This window comes from Dongia sp. (genome assembly GCF_041918875.1).
GTDB lineage: Bacteria > Pseudomonadota > Alphaproteobacteria > Dongiales > Dongiaceae > Dongia.
The window spans coordinates 417,933-435,779 of record NZ_JAYRUV010000001.1 but is presented as its reverse complement, the minus strand read 5'-3'; the positions used below and the strand labels follow the sequence as shown (position 1 = coordinate 435,779).

The window sequence follows — 17,847 nt, the reverse complement described above, 5'->3', positions numbered from 1 at the left end:
AGCCACCAAATAGACCAAGGTCTCCATCAGAAACACGCAAAACGGCTCACTAAAATCCTCAAGCAACATGCCCAAAGACCCGCCGCCCGCGTATCCCTTCTTCGAATAATCACAATGTCAAATAGCTGCTCGTCGCTTGCTTCTGAACCGTAGCTCAGTGTCTCCCGGGCTTGCACCCGGTGGCCGGTGGGCCGCGTCGAGGGAGCGGCTTATACCCCCCCTTTTCCGACGCTGTCAACGCCCGTCTTAATTATTTTCGTAACAATCCGCGAGAATGGCGGAAAGCGGCGGAAACACTAGGTAAATTAGGCACCTAGACGCCTCCGAACAAGGCCCGGACCCGCGTCGCAACGCCGCGACGGGTCGATTTTTTGCGCGCCGGTCGATATTTTTCGCCGGCCCGCGGGCTCCGGCGGGTTCCGAGTGGCAGACCGGCACCACCGCACCGACACTTAACAAAACCGCGACCTTCGTTAACTATATTTGCAAATATTGCCGCCGGCCCCTTCGTTAATCACATAATGTTTTGATCTGCTTGGGGAATTCTGGGTTGACAAGACTCCCGCCCGGGGGGCAAGGTCAGGATTGCTTTCATGCTTGAACACCCGTTTCCGGGGGAAATCGCTCAAGGCGATATTCGGAACCGGGTAATCCGGCGCAATAAACAAAAGTTCGGGTAGTTGGTGACAGTTTTGCAAAAGCCGCACACGCATGTTTGGGGCACTCTTCGGCGCTATTTGACCTACACCACTGCCGGTATCGCCATCATGGGCGGTGTCGGCGCGTTCGAGGCTCATCGTCCCGCGAGCGTATCGCCTTCCTTGGCGTCGGATCTTGTCGCTGCCTTTTCAGGCACGCAGGCCGTGGCGCAAGGCTTTGCCAATCTCGGCACGCTCGGCGGCGACGAAACCCTGCCAGTCTGGGCGCAGCGCATTCCCAGTGCAGCCGACGCCAACACATTCAGTGTCGCCGCGGCCGAAGCCGGCAGCGTGGCGCCGACGCCTTTTGTCGCGGCTCCTGCCCTTACGACCTTGATGCCGGGCAGCGCGCTCGAGCCCACGCCCGACACCGACTTCGATATTGAAACCGTTGCCGCCGATCCGGTTCCCAGTGCCGCGCCGATCGAACCGGTCTTCGCCTCGCCGCTCGAGACGGTGGCCGCCGAATTCGGCATGGGCGCCGGCCGCCGCGATTGGGATGCCGACGATTCGGTCGTGCTCGAAGCCAAGCGCGACATCCAGAAAGTCATCGAAGTGCAGCGCGGCGATACGCTCTATGGCGTGCTCGTCGAAGCCGGCCTTTCCGAGACCGAAGCGAAAGACACCGTGGGCGCCCTCGCCGACGTCTTCTCGCCGCGCAGCCTGAAAGCCGGCCAGGAAATCACGCTCAACCTCACCACGGCCGCCGGCGGTGTCGTGACGACGCCGCAGCCGCAGCTGGTAAGCCTCAGCCTGGAGCCTTCGGTTGAGCGGGACGTCACGGTAAGCCGCGATTCCAAAGGCGAACTGGTGGCCGAGGCGATCGACAAGCCGCTCACGGAGACGCGCGCGCGCGCCGCCGGCGTGATTACATTCAGCCTCTACGACGCCGCGATGAAGGCGGGCTTGCCCAGCTCCGTCATCGCCGATGTCATCAAGGCCTATTCCTACGATGTCGACTTCCAGCGCGATATCCAGGAAGGCGATACGTTCGAGATCGTCTACGAGCGGCTCGAGAACGCCGATGGCGAACTGGCCCGGACCGGGCAGATGCTTTACGCCGCCCTCAACACCAGCGGCGTCACGCGACAGATCTATTGGTTCGAGCGTGACGGTGAAGGCGAGTTCTACAATTCGAAGGGCGAAGCCGTGCGCAAGACGCTGCTGGCGACCCCGATCGACGGTGCGCGAATCACGTCCGGCTTCGGCGCGCGCAAGCATCCGATTCTCGGCTACACCAAGATGCACAAGGGCATGGATTTCGGCGCGCCGACGGGGACGCCGATCTACGCCGCCGGCAATGGCACGATCATCGAGATGGGGCCCAAGGGCGCCTATGGCAATTACGTGCGCATCAAGCATAACGGCACCTATCAGACCGCCTATGCCCATACCAGCCGCTTCGCCAAGGGCCTGCACAAGGGCGACAAGGTCAAACAGGGCCAGGTGATTGCCTATGTCGGCACCACCGGTCGTTCAACCGGCCCGCACCTCCATTTCGAAGTCCTGGTCGACGGCGTTCAAGTGAACCCGAAGAAGATCAAGTCGACCGGCAGCACCAAACTCGCCGGCAAGGACCTCAAGGCCTTCAAGGAGCAGGTCGCAGCGATCGATTCCGACCGCCAGCGCATGCGCGGTGCAGTCGAAATCGCCGAGCGGCCGGATGCGCCGACAACCGATTGCGCCGATCCCCAGGGTTGCCAGAACTGAAAAGGCTGCCGGAAACGAGCGGCGGCTTCCACACATGTCATCGGCAAAAGCGGCGGCGATCCTGGATCCCGCCGCTTTTTCCTGGGGTTCTTTAATAAATGGACCTGATGAAGCGATCCGGTGATTCGATTGGACGACGGCCGCTCGATCCTTAACATCCCATGACATTCTACATCGCAAGGTCTATTTCACATGCGGTTCCTGTTACTACTCGCGCGCCGGCTGCATAATGCAGGCCTGGTTGTCCTGGCTGTAGGCATTCTGGCGCTCATCGCCCATCTCTCGTCGCAGCCCTTGCTGATGGCTCCCTTCGCGCCGAGCATCCTGGCCATCCTCACGCAGCCGCGCAGTCCTGGCTCGGCGCCCAACGTGCTCATCGCGGCCTATATGGTTGCCGCCGTCATCTCGGTGCTGCTGAAGGACGCCCTGCCGCCTGAATGGTGGGGCGTCGCCCTGGCGACCGGCGGTGCGATTCTGGCGCTCGAGGCGCTCGATATCCTGCACCCGCCGGCCGTGGCCATCCCTATCCTGGTGATGCTCGGCAATGGCGAGTTTCCGCTGGCCGCCTTCACCATCGGCGTCGTGGCGCTGGCCATCATGTCACTGCTCGGCCGCCGCTTGCCGCAATGGAAGATCCAAGCCGCGAAACAGGCGTCCGTGTCCCAACCGGCGGAATAGCGGGACCGTTCGCCGACAAGGGAAAAGCCGCATGGCGGATCGCTCCGCCGTGCGGCTTCATCAATTGTCGCGTGTCTCAGAGATTGTCGCGTGTCTCAGGCCGCCACTTGCGAGAGCTTCGCGCCGCCGATAGTGAGGCCGTCCTTATCGGCCGAGACGGCAATCGTCTCGCCCGACTTGAATTTGCCTTCGAGGATCAGCAAGGCCAGCGGGTTCTGCAATTCGCGCTGGATGACGCGTTTCAGCGGCCGCGCGCCATAGACCGGATCGTAGCCGGCTTCCGCCAGCCATTCCTTGGCCTTCTGGTCGAGTTCCAGTTCCAGCTTGCGGTCGGCAAGCAGCGCTTCGAGGCGCTTCAGCTGAATATCGACGATACCCGTCATGTTCCGGCGGCTCAAGCGATGGAACAGGATCACTTCGTCCAGGCGGTTGAGGAATTCCGGTCGGAAGGCCTGGCGCACGACACCCATCACCTGATCGCGCACCTTGTCCGAATCGTCGCCCTCGCCCAAGGCCACCAGATATTCGCTGCCCAGATTCGAGGTGAGAATGATGATCGTGTTGCGGAAATCCACCGTGCGGCCCTGGCCGTCGGTAAGGCGTCCGTCATCGAGCACCTGGAGGAGCACGTTGAAGACGTCGGGATGCGCCTTTTCAACTTCGTCGAACAGGATCACCTGATAGGGCCGGCGGCGCACGCTTTCCGTCAGCACGCCGCCTTCTTCATAGCCGACATAGCCCGGCGGCGCGCCGATGAGACGCGAGACCGCATGCTTCTCCATGAACTCCGACATGTCGATCCTGACCATCGCCTGATCGTCGTCGAACAGGAACCCGGCCAGTGCCTTGCACAGTTCCGTCTTGCCGACACCGGTCGGACCCAGCATCAGGAAGGAACCGATCGGCCGGTTGGGATCCTGCAGGCCGGCACGTGCGCGCCGCACGGCGTTGGAGACGGCCTTCACCGCCTCGTCCTGGCCGATGACGCGGGCCGCGATGGACTGCTCCATTGCCAACAGCTTGTCACGCTCGCCGGTCAGCATCTTATCGACCGGAATGCCGGTCCAGCGCGAGACCACGCCGGCAATATCCTCTTCCTTCACCACTTCGTTGAGCATGCGGTGCTCCGCCGCCTGCTCGGCCTCGGCGAGACGCTTGGCGAGATCGGGAATGACCGAATAGGTGAGCTCGCCGGCGCGGGCGAAATTGCCGTTGCGCTGCGCCTGATCGACTTCGCTCTTAGCCTGGTCGATGCGCTCCTTAAGCTTCTGCGCGTCGTCGATCTTCCGCTTCTCGGCCTTCCATTGCGCGGTAAGCGTGCGCGATTTCGCTTCCAACCCTTCGACTTCCTCGACAAGCTGCTGCAGGCGTTCCTTGGAGGCGGCGTCCGTCTCTTTCTTCAGTGCCTCGCGCTCCACTTTCAGCTGGATGAGCTTGCGGTCGACCTCGTCGATCTCCTCCGGCTTCGATTCCACTTCCATGCGCAGGCGCGAGGCGGCCTCGTCGACAAGATCGATCGCCTTATCCGGCAGGAAGCGGTCGGTGATATAGCGGTTCGACAGAGTGGCCGCCGCCACGATCGCCGCATCGGTAATGCGAACGCCGTGATGAAGTTCGTATTTCTCCTTGAGGCCGCGCAGGATAGAGATGGTGTCCGTCACCGTCGGTTCGGAGACGAAGACCGATTGGAACCGCCGCGCGAGGGCCGCGTCCTTCTCAATATGCTTGCGATACTCGTCGAGCGTGGTGGCGCCGACGCAATGGAGTTCGCCGCGCGCCAGGGCGGGTTTGAGCATGTTGGAGGCGTCCATCGCCCCTTCCGCCTTGCCGGCGCCGACCAGCGTATGCAGCTCGTCGATGAAGAGGATGATCTCGCCGGCCGCCGCCGCGATCTCCTGCAGCACGGATTTCAGCCGTTCCTCGAATTCGCCGCGATACTTGGCGCCCGCGATGAGGGCGCCAAGGTCGAGCGACATCAGTTTGCGGTTCTTGAGGCCCTCCGGCACGTCGCCATTGGCGATGCGAAGCGCCAGGCCTTCGATGATCGCCGTCTTGCCGACACCGGGCTCGCCGATGAGGACCGGATTGTTCTTGGTCCGGCGCGAGAGTACCTGGATGGTGCGGCGGATTTCCTCATCGCGGCCGATGACCGGATCGAGCTTGCCTTCGCGCGCCAGCTGGGTGAAGTCGCGCGCATATTTCTTCAATGCGTCATAGCCTTCCTCGGCACTGGCACTGTCGGCCTTGCGGCCTTTCCGCAGTTCATTGATCGCCTGGTTGAGCTTCTGCGGGACGAGGCCCGCCTCTTTCAGCAGCTTCCCGGCTGGCGTGTCGCCGGCCATGGCGAGCGCCAGCAGCAGGCGCTCCACCGTGACGAAACCGTCCCCGGCCTTCTGTGCCACCTCTTCGGCCTGGCCCAGCAGGCGCGCCAATTCGGGCGACATGTAGACCTGGCCCGCGCCGCTGCCTTCGACACGCGGCAGCTTGTCGAGTTCGCGTTCGACCGCGGACAAGGCGCGCGCCGGATCGGCGCCGGCCGCCTGCATCAGATTGGCGGCCATGCCTTCCTTGTCGTCGAGCAGGGTCTTCAGCAGATGCTCTGGCGACAGCCGCTGATGGCCCGACCGCAAGGCGAGCGCCTGCGCCGCCTGCAGGAAGCCGCGGGACCGCTCGGTGAATTTTTCCATATCCATATCGTATAGCCCTCTTTCGGCCACGCCCTCTTGGAGGCACATGGCGCTAGATGCCGCTCTTAGGGAAATTCTCTTGCCCGAACTCCCCCGGGTTCAATAGGGAATATGGAAAAGGTTAACGCCAAAACAAGGGGCTGGAAAAGCAAAAGGCCGGAACGTCGCCGTCCCGGCCCTTGATTTTTCTCCGCTCACGAGACCTGCGCCAAAATGACGCCGGGCGGGAACGCGTTTATTCGCCACCTTCGACCGCGGGTGCGGGTTCGGCGGCGCCATCGCCCTCGCCTTCCGCCGTGCGCGGGCGCCGGGTCCGCAGGCGGCTGCGTGGGGTACGCGGCTCGCGAGAGGCACGGGCTGCAGGCTCTGGCGCGGCTTCTCCGGCCGGCGGCAGCAGATGCTCTGGATAATCCGGCTGCTCGTCGGCGACCGGTGCCATGGGCGGCTCGGCGGCGGCTACCGGTTCGGCTGCCTGCGGCTGGTTGCGCTGCTCGTTGCGATCGCGGAATTCGCCGCCTTGGCGGTCGTTCTGCCGATCGTTCTGGCGATAATCGCCTTGGCGGCCCTGATGGCGGTTGCGGTTGCCCCGCTGCTGGCCCTGCTGCGGATAGTCGCCGGCCTCGCCATCGGCGCGATTGCTGTCGGCGCCTTCACCGGCACCATTGCCCTGGCCATTGCCGCTATTGGCACCCTGACCGCTGAAGCCTTCATTGCCGCGTGGATTGCCGTTGCCCTGCTGCGGCGCCGGGTTGCCGCTGCCGCCGTCACTCATGTTCGGCTGCGACGGACCGCCGCTATAGAGTGCCGCCGACAGGCCCTGGCTCACATTCTGCACATTGACGTCGGCCACGGAAATCTCGCGCCCGCCGACTCGCGGTCGCTGGCCGTCATTCATCGTCGTGATCACGCGGTAATAGTGATCGGCATGCTGCAGGAAGTTTTCCGCGGCAACGCGGTCGCCGGCAACACCGGCATCGCGCGCCAATTGCAGATACTTCTCCAGCACCTGATAGACATTGCCGCGGACCCTGGTATCGGATCCGCCGTCGAAACTCTGACTTTTATTGGGCATGCCGCCATGCGGCTTGCGCGGACCACGATTGCGGCCGCGCCGATTGTTGTTATTGCCTGGTCTCATGCGTCGATCATTCGCTTCTGTTGCGGCGTCGGCCATTCCGCAGGGTCCCGTGGTCCAACGGCCATCGAAGACAGTCAACCGACTGCCGATGGCAGGTTCAGACTCCCCGGCTTAAACGTCCCGGAATGAACGTAATGTGCGGAGGCCCGGTGGGGGCGGTTCGACCCTCTCGGTCGTCACCCAATTGCTCGCCCCGATGCCGCGCAAACCGTATCCGCTTCGTCCTTTAATTCCAACAACTTTTTTGCCCGAACCGGGTTCTGCGACGATCTGGTGACGGATTCCGCCTGGAATACCTAATCGGTTGAGAACGCAGCCTATTTCACGCCTTGCGAAACAGCAGGCAGCGTTCCCGCTCGCCGAGGTCGAAAGCGCTGCCGGCATCGGCCAATCCGGCCTGCGTCATCAACGCGCGCACCGACTCGCCCTGGCCCTGACCGATTTCCAGTGCCGCAAGGCCACCCGCGGCGAGGCACCGGGCGATGGCCGGCGCCAATTGCCGATAGGCGTCGAGGCCGTCGGCGCCACCATCCAGCGCCAGGTGCGGTTCGTGTCGTGCGACCTCCGGCTCGAGGCCGGCAATATCGCCGCTGCGTATATAAGGCGGGTTGCTGACGATGATGTCGAAGGCTGCCGGATCGCCCGGCTGCAACGCGCTGTCCCAACTTCCCCGCCGCCAGTTCACGCGGCCGGCAAGTCCCAGCGCCGCTGCGTTGCGTGCCGCCACCGTCAATGCCGCCGCGCTGAGATCGACACCCCAGCCTCCGGCCTGCGGCAGTTCGGCCAGCAGGGTCAGGAGCAGGCAGCCGGAACCGACACCGAAATCGAGCAGCCGCAGCGGCTGGCGCTTGTCGTAAATCTCGTCCAGCACGGCCGCGATCAGCGCTTCGCTGTCGGGGCGCGGGTCGAGCACGTCGCGCGTCACCAGGAACGGCCGCGACCAGAATTCCCGCACGCCCATGAGATGCGAGATCGGCTCGCGCGCCACGCGCCGCGCGATGAGGGCGAGATAGGCTTCGGCCGCTTCCGCACCGACCGTGCGTTCTGGAAAACCGATCATGATCGTGGGCGTCACTTGCGCGGCAACACCCAGCAGCAGCCGCGCCTCGCGTGCCGGCGCCTCGACGCCGGCCGCCTTGAGGGCCTTCATCCCCTCGCTCAGGAGATCGGCGATGCGTTGCGTCATTCGACTTCCGCGAGGCGTTCGGCCTGGTCGTGCGCGATCAGCGCCTCGACGATCTCGTCCAGCGCTTCGCCCTCGATGATGCGGTCGAGCTTGTAGAGCGTCAGGTTGATGCGGTGATCCGTGCAGCGCCCCTGCGGGAAGTTGTAGGTACGGATGCGCTCCGACCGGTCGCCCGAGCCTACCTGGCTTTTGCGGTTGGCCGAGCGTTCGGCGTCGAGCTTCGAGCGTTCGAGATCGTAAAGGCGTGCGCGCAGCACTTTGAGCGCCTTGGCCTTGTTCTTGTGCTGAGACTTCTCATCCTGCTGCTGCACGACAAGGCCGGTCGGCAGATGCGTGATGCGGACGGCGCTGTCGGTCGTATTGACCGACTGCCCGCCGGGGCCGCTGGAGCGGAACACGTCGATGCGCAGATCCTTTTCATCGATCTTGATATCGACTTCTTCGGCTTCCGGCAGCACGGCCACGGTCGCCGCCGAGGTGTGGATGCGGCCCGAGGCTTCCGTTTCCGGTACACGCTGCACGCGGTGGGCACCGGATTCGAACTTGAGGCGCTCGAACACATTGCGTCCGGTGATCGAGGCCGTCGCATCCCGGTAGCCGCCAAGCCCCGTCTCGCTGATTTCCATCGGCTCGAAGCGCCAGCCTTTCAAGGCCGCATAGCGCGCATACATGCGGAACAGCATGGCGGCGAACAGGGCCGCCTCCTCGCCGCCGGTGCCGGCGCGCACTTCGAGGATGGCGTTCCTGGCATCGGCCTCGTCCTTGGGCAGCAGCGAGACCTTCACCTTCTGCTCAAGGTCCGGCAGGCGCTTCTTCAGCTCGGCCAGCTCTTCTTCCGCCAGCGATCGCATCTCGGCATCCGCTGCCGGGTCGGCCATCATGGCGGTGAGATCGGCAATCTCCCGGTCGGTCTTCTGCAGTTCAGTGATGGTCTCGACGATCGGCCCGAGATCGGAATATTCCTTGGAGAGGCGCGCAAATTCCTGCGCGTCCTTCTGCCCGCCCGTGGCCAGCAGCGCGGAAAGTTCCTCATGACGCTTGACCACCCGGCCAAGCTTATCGCGAAACGACATAGTCTTCTCTTACTTCCCTTTGGCGAGATCCCCCTCACCCCGCCCCTCTCCCCTCGCGGGGAGGGGTTGGGGTGAGGGGGACTATCCGCAACTCCACTAAATCCTAGCTACTCCCCATCCAGCCCGAACAGCCGCCTCGCGGCTGCATCGAGCGATTTGTCCGGCTGCTCCTGCTTCAACGCCAGGGTCGGGCGGTGCAGCAGCCGCGCCACCAGGCGGCGCGTGAGTTCCGCACCGTCCATCTGCGGGTTCTCGGCCAGCAGCGCCGCGCGCTCCGCCTCGAAATGCGCCCGCAAGGTCGAGACGGTATCCGCCGCACCCCGCTCCGCTTGCGCGCGCTGGAACTGCGTGAGCTCCGCATCGATGAGCGCAAAGGCCGCCGCCTGCGCCTCGGCGCGTTCCTTGCGCCCGGTCATCGCCAGGCGCTCGAGATCGTCGAAGGCATAGCGGAAGGCATCGTCGACCTTGTCGACGGAAGGGTCGATATCGCCGGGCACGGCCAGATCCAGGAGCAGGATCGGCCGGCGGCGGCGCTTCTTCAGCGCCGCCTCGACGATCGGCGCCGTGACGATATAGGCAAGGCTGTCGAGCGATGCCACGACGATATCCGCATCGACCAGGGCTTCGCCAATCTGCGCCGGCGAAAAAGCATGTGCCTGGCGGCGGGCGGCCAGCTCGCGGGCGCGTGCCGCCAGTGGATGCACGACAGCCCAGCGCTTGATCCCGGCTTCGGTGAGCTGGTCGGCCACCAGTTCGCCCAGATCCCCGTCGCCCAGCAGCAGCGCCGCCGCCTTGTCGAGCTTGCCATGGACCTGGCGCGCTACCTTCACGACGCAGGCCGCCATGGAAACGGATTGCGCGGCGATGTCGGTCTCGGTGCGCACGCGCTTGGCTGCGGCGAGTGCTGCCTGCAGCACGGCATCCAGCATCGTCCCGGACATGCCGGCGCGTGTCGTCAGGCGATAGGCGTCCTTGACCTGGCCCAGCACCTGCGGCTCGCCGACCACCTGGCTTTCCAGCGACGCCGCCACGGCGAAAGCGTAGCGCAAGGCCGCTTCGTCGCTCAGCGCATGCAGCTGCGGCGCGATTTCGCCCGCATTCTGCCCGGCCGCCTCGGCGATCAGTGCGCTGATGTCGGCGATGGCGCGTGCGGGATCCTCGACCGCCGCCCAGACCTCGCAACGGTCGCAGGTCGCCAGAACCATGGCCTGGTCGAGGCCCGTCTCGCGGCAACGCGACAACAGGCGCAGCGCGTCGGACTCGTCGCCCTGCAAATGCTCGCGCAGCAGGATGGGCGCCCGTTTATGTTCGGCACCGACCACCAGGAATGTGCGCGGCGCTATCCCAAGCAAATCACCGATAGGCGCCGAGCGCCGCCTCCAGATCGTTAAGGCGCACGGTCTTCTGCTCGCCCGTATCGAGGATCTTGAGCGCGACTTCGCCGCGCGCCAGTTCGTCATCGCCCAGAATGACGGCGACGGCCGCCTCGACCTTGTTGGCGCGCTTCATGCGCTTGCCCATATTGCCGCCATAGCCCAGATCGACCATGAAGTCCTTCGACCGCAGTTCTCCGGCAAGCTGGGCGGCCTTGCGTTCGGCGGCCTCGCCCAGCGGCACGATGGCGATGGGGCGCGGTGCAGCAGGCGTTTCCCTCAGCAGCATGGAGCAGCGCTCGACACCGCTGGCCCAACCCACGCCCGGCGTCTCCGGCCCGCCCATCATGCCGACAAGGCCGTCATAGCGGCCGCCGGCCAGGACGGTCTTCTGGGCACCAAGCTCCGGGCAGGTGATCTCGAAGCAGGTATGGCAGTAATAATCGAGCCCACGCACCAGCCGCGGATTTATCCGGTAGCCGATGCCCAGCGCATCGAGACCTTGCTTGACTTCGCCGAAGAAAACCTGCGCCTCGCTGCTCAAATAGTCGGTATAGATCGGCGCATTGGCGACGATTTTCTGGTCGCCCTCATCCTTGCTGTCGAGTACGCGCAAGGGATTCTTCTCCAGCCGGTCGAGGCTGTCCTTCGACAGACGGTCGCGGAAGTCGTTGAGATATTCGATCAGCACGCGGCGATAGGCCTGCCGGCTCGCTGTATCGCCCAGCGTGTTGAGCTCCAGCTCGCAGCGCTCCCAGGCACCGATGCGGCGCAGAAACTCGACTCCGATCGCGATCACCTCCACATCGCCGCCCGGCTCCTTGACGCCCAGCAACTCGACCCCGGTCTGGTGGAACTGGCGCATGCGCCCTTTCTGTGGGCGTTCATAGCGGAACATCGGACCGACATAGAAATATTTCAGCGGCAGATGCTGGGAGAGGCCGCCCGAGATGAGCGCACGCGCAACGCCCGCCGTCCCTTCGGGCCGCAGGGTGACCGTCTCGCCACCCTTGTCGGTGAAGGTATACATTTCCTTGGTGACGACGTCGGACGTATCACCCAGCGTACGCTTGAACACTTCGGTGAATTCGAAGATGGGCGTCGCCACTTCGTGATAGCCGAAGCACAAGGCGGCGCGGCGCGCCGTGTCCGCCACCTGGCGGAAGCGCCGCATCTCGTCGGGCAACAGATCGTGGGTGCCGCGCACCGGCTGCAAGGCTGACATGATTGGGTGATCCGGGTGGTCTGATTGCGGGAGATGGCGAGGGTCGGCGGAGGACGGCGGAATGGCCCGCTACTCGGCGGCTTCCGCCTTCTTTGCTGCTTCGATCGCCGCCGCCTTCTGCTCGATGAGCTCGGCCATATGCTCGACGATATCCTGGTCCTTCAGCCGGTGGTGCTGGTTGCCGGCGATATAGACCATGTGCGTGTTGTTGCCGCCGCCGGTGAAGCCGATATCGGTCTCGCGCGCTTCGCCCGGGCCGTTGACGACGCAGCCGATGATGCTGACCGACATCGCCGTGGTGATGTGGGCGACGCGCTTCTCCAGCGCCTCGACGGTCTTGATGACGTCGAAATTCTGCCGCGCGCAGGACGGGCACGAGATGATGTTGACCCCGCGATGGCGCAAATTCAGCGACTTCAATATGTCGAAGCCGACCTTCACCTCTTCGACCGGATCGGCCGAAAGGGAGACGCGCACCGTGTCGCCGATCCCGGCCCAAAGCAGCGAGCCCAGGCCGATCGATGATTTGACCGTGCCGATACGCGTGCCGCCGGCTTCGGTGATGCCGATATGGAGCGGATAGTCGCAGGCATCGGCCAGCCCCTGATAGGCCGCCACGGCCAGGAACACATCCGAGGCTTTGACGCTGATCTTGAATTCCCGGAAGTCGTGGTCCTCAAGGATGCGGGCATGGTTGAGGCCGCTTTCCACCATCGCTTCCGGGCAGGGTTCGCCATAGCGCTCCAACAATTCGCGCTCCAGCGAGCCCGCATTGACGCCGATGCGCATCGAACAGCCATGATCCTTGGCGGCCTTCACCACTTCGCGTACCCGATCGGCGCTGCCGATATTGCCGGGGTTGATGCGCAGGCACGCCGCCCCCGCTTCCGCCGCCTCGATGCCGCGCTTGTAGTGGAAATGGATGTCCGCGACGATCGGGACGGAGACCTGTTTGACGATCTCTTTGAGGGCCTTGGTCGATTCTTCGTCGGGGCAGGAGACGCGCACGATATCGGCACCGGCCGCCGCCGCCGCGTTGACCTGCGCCACGGTGCCGGCCACATCCGTGGTCAGCGTGTTGGTCATGGTCTGCACGCTGATCGGTGCGTCGCCGCCGACCAGGACGTTGCCGACCCGGATCTGGCGGGATTTACGGCGCAGGATATCGCGATAGGGCCGGACGCTCATGGTTCGATGTCGCTCACAATTGGCTAAGGGGCTTGGCGCCGGGGGCATCGCCCGCCGGCGTCACTTCCTCCAGGCAACCCTGGTGGCTGAATTGGCCTGAACATGCGCCGCCCGGGCCAAAAGATCAAGCCCCGGCACCTGCCCGCGCGTTGTGTTGCGCGGGAAAATGCCCGGTTATTTCAAAGGCTTATTGACCGTCCAGTACCGCTGGATCGAGCTTTACGCCACGCTTGACCACACCGACCGAACCCAGGGCCGGACGGGCCTTGCCGTCGAGTTCGATGACCACGCCGCCGGCATTGCCGGTATTCATGGTCAAGCCCGGCTGATCCGGCACGGCGAAAGTCTCGCCGGCGCGCAGGATCCGCTGCAGGACGATCTCTTCATTGGCATCGAATATCTCGACCCATGAATCCTTCGTGGCGCGCAGGACGATGCGCTTGCCAGGTGCTGCCGCCGAGGCTGCCGTAACCTCCGCTTCTGCCGCCGCCGAGGCTGCAGGCAAGGCCGCCGTCTGATTCTCCGCCAGCTGATTCACCACCGGCGTCCCGACAACCGGCGCCTCAGCCGCAGCCGCCTGCACTGCGGAAGCCACCGGTTCGGACCCCGGGGCCGCCGCCGGAAGGGGAGTCGCTGCCGCAATGGCAGCCGCCGCCGTGGCTTCACTGGTTGCCGACACCTCATCCACTGGCGCTTCACCCGCTGACGTCTGCGCTGCGGCGCTGGCGGTTTCATCCGCCACCGGAGCTGCTGCCGAGGCAGCCGGCGTGGCCGGAACCGGATTGGCGGCCGCGGCCGGCGCGGGCGCCTGCGAGGCCTGGGCGCTGGAGGGCGTGCTGCTGGCCTGGCTTGCGGTATCCGACTGCCCGCCATCGGCCGGAACGGCCCCTTCCGTGCTGCCGTCGGTCGTCTGTTTCTTCATGAATTCAGGGACTTGGTCGATCAGCTCGATCCCCGTCCCACCCGGCCGCGAGGCCATGTACCAGCCGCCATAGAGGGCGCCGAGGATTACCAGGCTGACCAGGAGGACGATTCCGCCCGGGAAATGCTTGTGTTCGACCTGGTCGACCGGCCAGATCAGCTGGTTCTGGCGCGAGCGCCGGGCCAGCTCGTCGCGGTAATCGCCCACCACGCTGTTGCCGTCGAGGCCCAGATAATCGGCATAAGCGCGCACGAAGCCCACGGCATAGGCCGTTCCTGGCAGATCCTGCAGGCGGCCTTCCTCGATGGCAGAAATATAGACGGCACGGATGCGGAGCTGCCGGGCGACGGTGGCAACGTCCCGCCCCAGCTCCTCGCGGCGTCGGCGCAAGAGGGCCGCAACCCCATCTTCGTTGCGATCATCGATGAACTCGTTCGGCTCAACCCCGAACATTCCCACTTTACGACTGGCCATTAGCGATCCTGGTTACCGCCCGCAAGGTCGTGGCCGGCTTCAAAAGGCCACGCCGAGTCAACTACTTATATATCTTCGTCGAAGTTCAATCGCAATCGCCTTTAAGCTCCAACATTGGTCAGAAGCGCAAAAACACACACGGAGGTACGATTGCCGCGCTAGAGGGCGACGCCGTGATCGCGGGCGAAGGCCCGCAGCGACGAGCGCATATCCGGCCCCTTTTGGATGCCCAGGGCCGCCACATACGCCTGCAACTTGACCAGGTCGAGGCTCCGGATCATTGCCCGCAAGGGGCCGATTGCCGGGGGCGCCACGGAGAGAGTGCGCAGCCCCAGGGCCAGCAACGCCATCGCATCGATCGGATCGCCCGCCATCTCGCCGCAGACGCTGATCGGCTTCTTGTAGCGCGTGCCGGCGTCGATCACGCCGCCGATCAATCGCTGGAAGGCCGGCGACAGATTGTCGTAACGCCCCTGCAGCTGCGCGTTGCCACGGTCGGCGGCGAAGACGAACTGCGCCAGGTCGTTGCTGCCGATCGAAAGGAAGTCGACGCGCTCCAGCATCTCCTCCAATTGCCAGAACAGTGCCGGCACTTCGAACATCGCGCCGACCTTCACCGATTCCGGCAGCGCATTGCCCTTCTCTTCCGCGCGCTGCAGTTCCAGCACGAGAATTTCCTTGGCGTCATCGAACTCCTCGACCAGCGACACCATCGGGAACATGACGTTGAGCGCGCGGCCGCCGGCGGCGAGGATCATCGCGCGCAATTGCTGGCGCAGCATCGCCGGCCGGTCGAGCGAGATCCTGAGCGCGCGCCACCCCATCGCCGGATTCTCTTCGGCATCGCGATGCCAGTAGGGCAGCACCTTGTCCGAGCCGATGTCGAGCGTGCGGAAGATGACAGGCCGCCCTTCCGCCACATCGAGCACGCGCGCATAGACGTCGCGCTGACGGGCCACATCGGGGAAGGAATGAGCCACCATGAAGGTGACTTCGGTCCGGTAGAGGCCGATTCCGGCGGCGCCCGTCACATTCATCTGCGGCACGTCGATGAGCAGTCCGGCATTGATCATCAGCTGGATTGCGACGCCGTCCTTCGTGATCGTGGGCAGGTCGCGGTCGGCGGCATAGGCCACCTGGCGCGCCCGCAGCGCATTCATGCTGAGGGCGAAGCTCTGCAGGATATCTTCCGACGGGCGCAGGAAGACCTGCTCGTTCTCGCCGTCGAGCACCAGCGAGTCTCCCGCCTGCACCTTGCTCATCAGGTTCGCGCAATGGCCGAGCAGCGGGATGTCGAGCGCGCGCGCGACGATGGCGACATGCGAGCTCGCCGTCCCCTCCTCCAGCACCACGCCCTTGAGGCGCCTGCGGTCGTAGTCGAGCAGTTCCGCCGGCCCCATGTTGCGCGCGACCAGGATCGCGTTGTCCGGCAGATCGCGCGCCGCCGGCAATTCCTGGATTCCCAGCAGATGCCGCAGCAGGCGGTTGTTGAGATCGTCGAGATCCGAGAGGCGCTCGCGCAAGTAAGGATCCTGGATGTCGCGCATCCTTGCGCGCATGTCGTTTTGCACCTTCTGCACGGCGGCTTCCGCCGTGAGGCCGGTCTCGATCGCCTCGATGATGCGGTTGGCCCAGCCGCGATCCTCGGCCAGCATGCGATAGGTTTCCAGCACCTCGCGATGCTCGCCGCCGCCGGCGCCGTCCTCCTCGGTCAGCAGTTCGTCGAGCGCCAGCTTCATCGAGGTGAAGGCGTCGTCGAGGCGCTCGATTTCCTTCAAGGGCTCTTCGGCCACCAATTGCGTGAGCTGGATGTCGGGCTGATGTAGCACCGCCGTGCCCAGCGCCAGGCCCGGCGCCAGCACCTGCGCATCGAGGCGCTCCGGCAGCACGCCGATGCCGGTGACGGGGGTCAGTTCCTCGCGTCCGATCAGTTCGCCGCCGGCGACGAGTTCCGCCACCACCATGGCGACGGTCTCCATCGTCTCGACTTCTTCTTCCGTATAGTGCCGCCGCGTCTTGTTCTGGACGACGAGCACGCCGAGCACCCGGCCCGAGCGCAATACCGGCACGCCCATGAAGGACTGATAGAGCTCTTCGCCGGTCTCCGGACGGTAGGCGAATTGCGGGTGATGCTGGGCGTCGGCCAGCGCCAGCGGCCGCGCGTGGCTGGCGATGTCGCCGACCAGGCCCTCGCCGACTCTGAGGCGCGTCAAGTGGACGGCTTCGGCCTTCAAGCCCTCGGTCGCAAAGAGTTCGAGGACCTCGCCGGCGCGCAGCACATAGACCGAGCAGACTTCGGCCACCATGGCGCCGGCGATGGTGCGCACCACCTCGTCCAGCCGGCGCTGCGCCGGCAGGTTGCGCGCCATCGTGGTGCGGATGCGCTTGAGCAACAGCCGAGCGCCCGTCAGATCACCACCCGAGGCGCCGCCCTGCTGCGTCATCTCGCTCCGTTACCCCTGCGATAGGTGTCTACGATCGGCAAGGGCCGCCAGCGCCCCGTCGATGAAATCGCGGATGATGTCCGCTGTCGGCTCTTCCCTGGTCACCATGCCGACCGACTGGCCGGCCATGACCGAGCCCGTCTCGACATCGCCATCGATGACGGCGCGGCGCAGGGCGCCCGCCCAGAAATGCTCGATCTCGAGCTGCGCCGCCTTCTGGTCGAGCTCGCCCGCATTGAAGCGCTCGATCACCTGGCGCTGCATTTCCATGAACTTCCTGGTGCCTTCGTTGGCGAGCGCCCGCACCGGGATGACCGGGAAGCGAGGGTCGATCTGGGTCGACGGCACCGCGTCGCGCGCGGCACCCCGGATGAAGGCCAGCTTGAACTTGGGATGCGCGATCGATTCCGTGGCGCAGACGAAGCGCGTGCCCAATTGCACGCCCGAGGCACCCATCTCCAGATAGCCCAGCATCGCCTGGCCGCGGCCGATGCCGCCCGCCACGAACACCGGCACCTCGGTGATGGCCGGCAGGATCTCCTGCGCCAGCACGCTGGTCGAGACCGGGCCGATATGGCCGCCCGCTTCCATGCCCTCGATGACGATGGCGTCGGCACCCGATTTCACCAGCTTCCTGGCCAGCGCCACGGCCGGCGCGAAGCACACCGCCTTTGCGCCGCCGAGCCTGATCTTCTTCAAGGCGCCGCCCGGCGGCAACCCGCCCGCCAGCACGATATGCGACATCCTCAAGTCCAGGCAGACGTCGATGAGCTGATCGAGCTGCGGGTGCAGCGTGATGAGGTTGACGCCGAAGGGCGCGTCGGTGAGCGCCCGGGTGGCCTTCAGTTCCGCCTCGAGGATGTGGGGTGGCATCGAGCCCGAGGCGATGACGCCGAAGCCCCCCGCATTGGAGATGGCCGAGACGAGATTGCGCTCGGAGACCCAGGTCATGGCGCCGCCCATGATGGCATAGCGCGTGCCGAGGAAATCCCGGCCACGCTGCCACAGCGCGTCGAGATGAGCGATCGCGTGGGCTCGGTCCATGCTCGGG

Annotated in this window: 12 protein-coding genes; 2 read left to right on the top strand and 10 right to left on the bottom strand. The window is 64.9% G+C overall.

The features are described 5' to 3' along the window. The first annotated feature begins 737 nt into the window (after positions 1-737). Together ACE3TY_RS01855 and ACE3TY_RS01850 are read left to right on the top strand one after the other, a co-directional pair. A complete protein-coding gene (locus ACE3TY_RS01855; RefSeq protein ID WP_374650362.1) occupies positions 738-2,408 on the top strand; it encodes a peptidoglycan DD-metalloendopeptidase family protein in 1,671 nt (556 codons plus the stop codon). 192 nt (positions 2,409-2,600) lie between these two features. Further along, positions 2,601-3,086 carry an HPP family protein gene (locus tag ACE3TY_RS01850; protein ID WP_374650360.1) on the top strand — a complete coding sequence of 162 codons (486 nt, stop codon included), beginning with the start codon at positions 2,601-2,603 and terminating at the stop codon, positions 3,084-3,086. A gap of 95 nt (positions 3,087-3,181) precedes the next feature. Here ACE3TY_RS01850 and clpB read toward each other — a convergent pair whose 3' ends face one another. The 10 genes from clpB to ACE3TY_RS01800 form a co-directional block, all read right to left on the bottom strand. Next, a complete protein-coding gene (gene clpB, locus ACE3TY_RS01845) occupies positions 3,182-5,779 on the bottom strand; it encodes an ATP-dependent chaperone ClpB (RefSeq protein WP_374650358.1) in 2,598 nt (865 codons plus the stop codon). A gap of 229 nt (positions 5,780-6,008) precedes the next feature. Continuing rightward, a complete protein-coding gene (locus ACE3TY_RS01840; RefSeq protein ID WP_374650356.1) occupies positions 6,009-6,911 on the bottom strand; it encodes a DUF4167 domain-containing protein in 903 nt (300 codons plus the stop codon). Between the two features lie 322 nt (positions 6,912-7,233). Next, complete coding sequence (gene prmC, locus ACE3TY_RS01835; RefSeq protein ID WP_374650354.1) at positions 7,234-8,097, bottom strand: peptide chain release factor N(5)-glutamine methyltransferase; 864 nt, start codon at positions 8,095-8,097, stop codon at positions 7,234-7,236. After that, positions 8,094-9,170, bottom strand: a complete 1,077-nt coding sequence (gene prfA / locus ACE3TY_RS01830; protein WP_374650352.1) for a peptide chain release factor 1 — start codon at positions 9,168-9,170, stop codon at positions 8,094-8,096. The genes prmC and prfA overlap by 4 nt, the downstream gene beginning before the upstream one ends. A gap of 107 nt (positions 9,171-9,277) precedes the next feature. Then, on the bottom strand, positions 9,278-10,522 hold the full coding sequence (gene hemA, locus ACE3TY_RS01825; protein WP_374650350.1) for a glutamyl-tRNA reductase: 1,245 nt from the start codon (positions 10,520-10,522) through the stop codon (positions 9,278-9,280). Position 10,523: 1 nt separating this feature from the next. Beyond that, a complete protein-coding gene (gene hisS / locus ACE3TY_RS01820) occupies positions 10,524-11,768 on the bottom strand; it encodes a histidine--tRNA ligase (RefSeq protein ID WP_374650348.1) in 1,245 nt (414 codons plus the stop codon). A 69-nt stretch (positions 11,769-11,837) separates the two neighbouring features. Further along, positions 11,838-12,956 carry a flavodoxin-dependent (E)-4-hydroxy-3-methylbut-2-enyl-diphosphate synthase gene (gene ispG, locus ACE3TY_RS01815; protein ID WP_374650346.1) on the bottom strand — a complete coding sequence of 373 codons (1,119 nt, stop codon included), beginning with the start codon at positions 12,954-12,956 and terminating at the stop codon, positions 11,838-11,840. A gap of 187 nt (positions 12,957-13,143) precedes the next feature. Then, positions 13,144-14,352, bottom strand: a complete 1,209-nt coding sequence (locus tag ACE3TY_RS01810) for a helix-turn-helix domain-containing protein (RefSeq protein ID WP_374650344.1) — start codon at positions 14,350-14,352, stop codon at positions 13,144-13,146. A 158-nt stretch (positions 14,353-14,510) separates the two neighbouring features. Then, positions 14,511-16,796: a phosphoenolpyruvate--protein phosphotransferase gene (gene ptsP, locus ACE3TY_RS01805; RefSeq protein ID WP_374650342.1), complete on the bottom strand. Its 2,286-nt coding sequence runs from the start codon at positions 16,794-16,796 to the stop codon at positions 14,511-14,513. Between the two features lie 9 nt (positions 16,797-16,805). Further along, positions 16,806-17,840 carry an NAD(P)H-dependent flavin oxidoreductase gene (locus ACE3TY_RS01800; protein ID WP_374650340.1) on the bottom strand — a complete coding sequence of 345 codons (1,035 nt, stop codon included), beginning with the start codon at positions 17,838-17,840 and terminating at the stop codon, positions 16,806-16,808. Between the last annotated feature and the right edge of the window lie 7 nt (positions 17,841-17,847).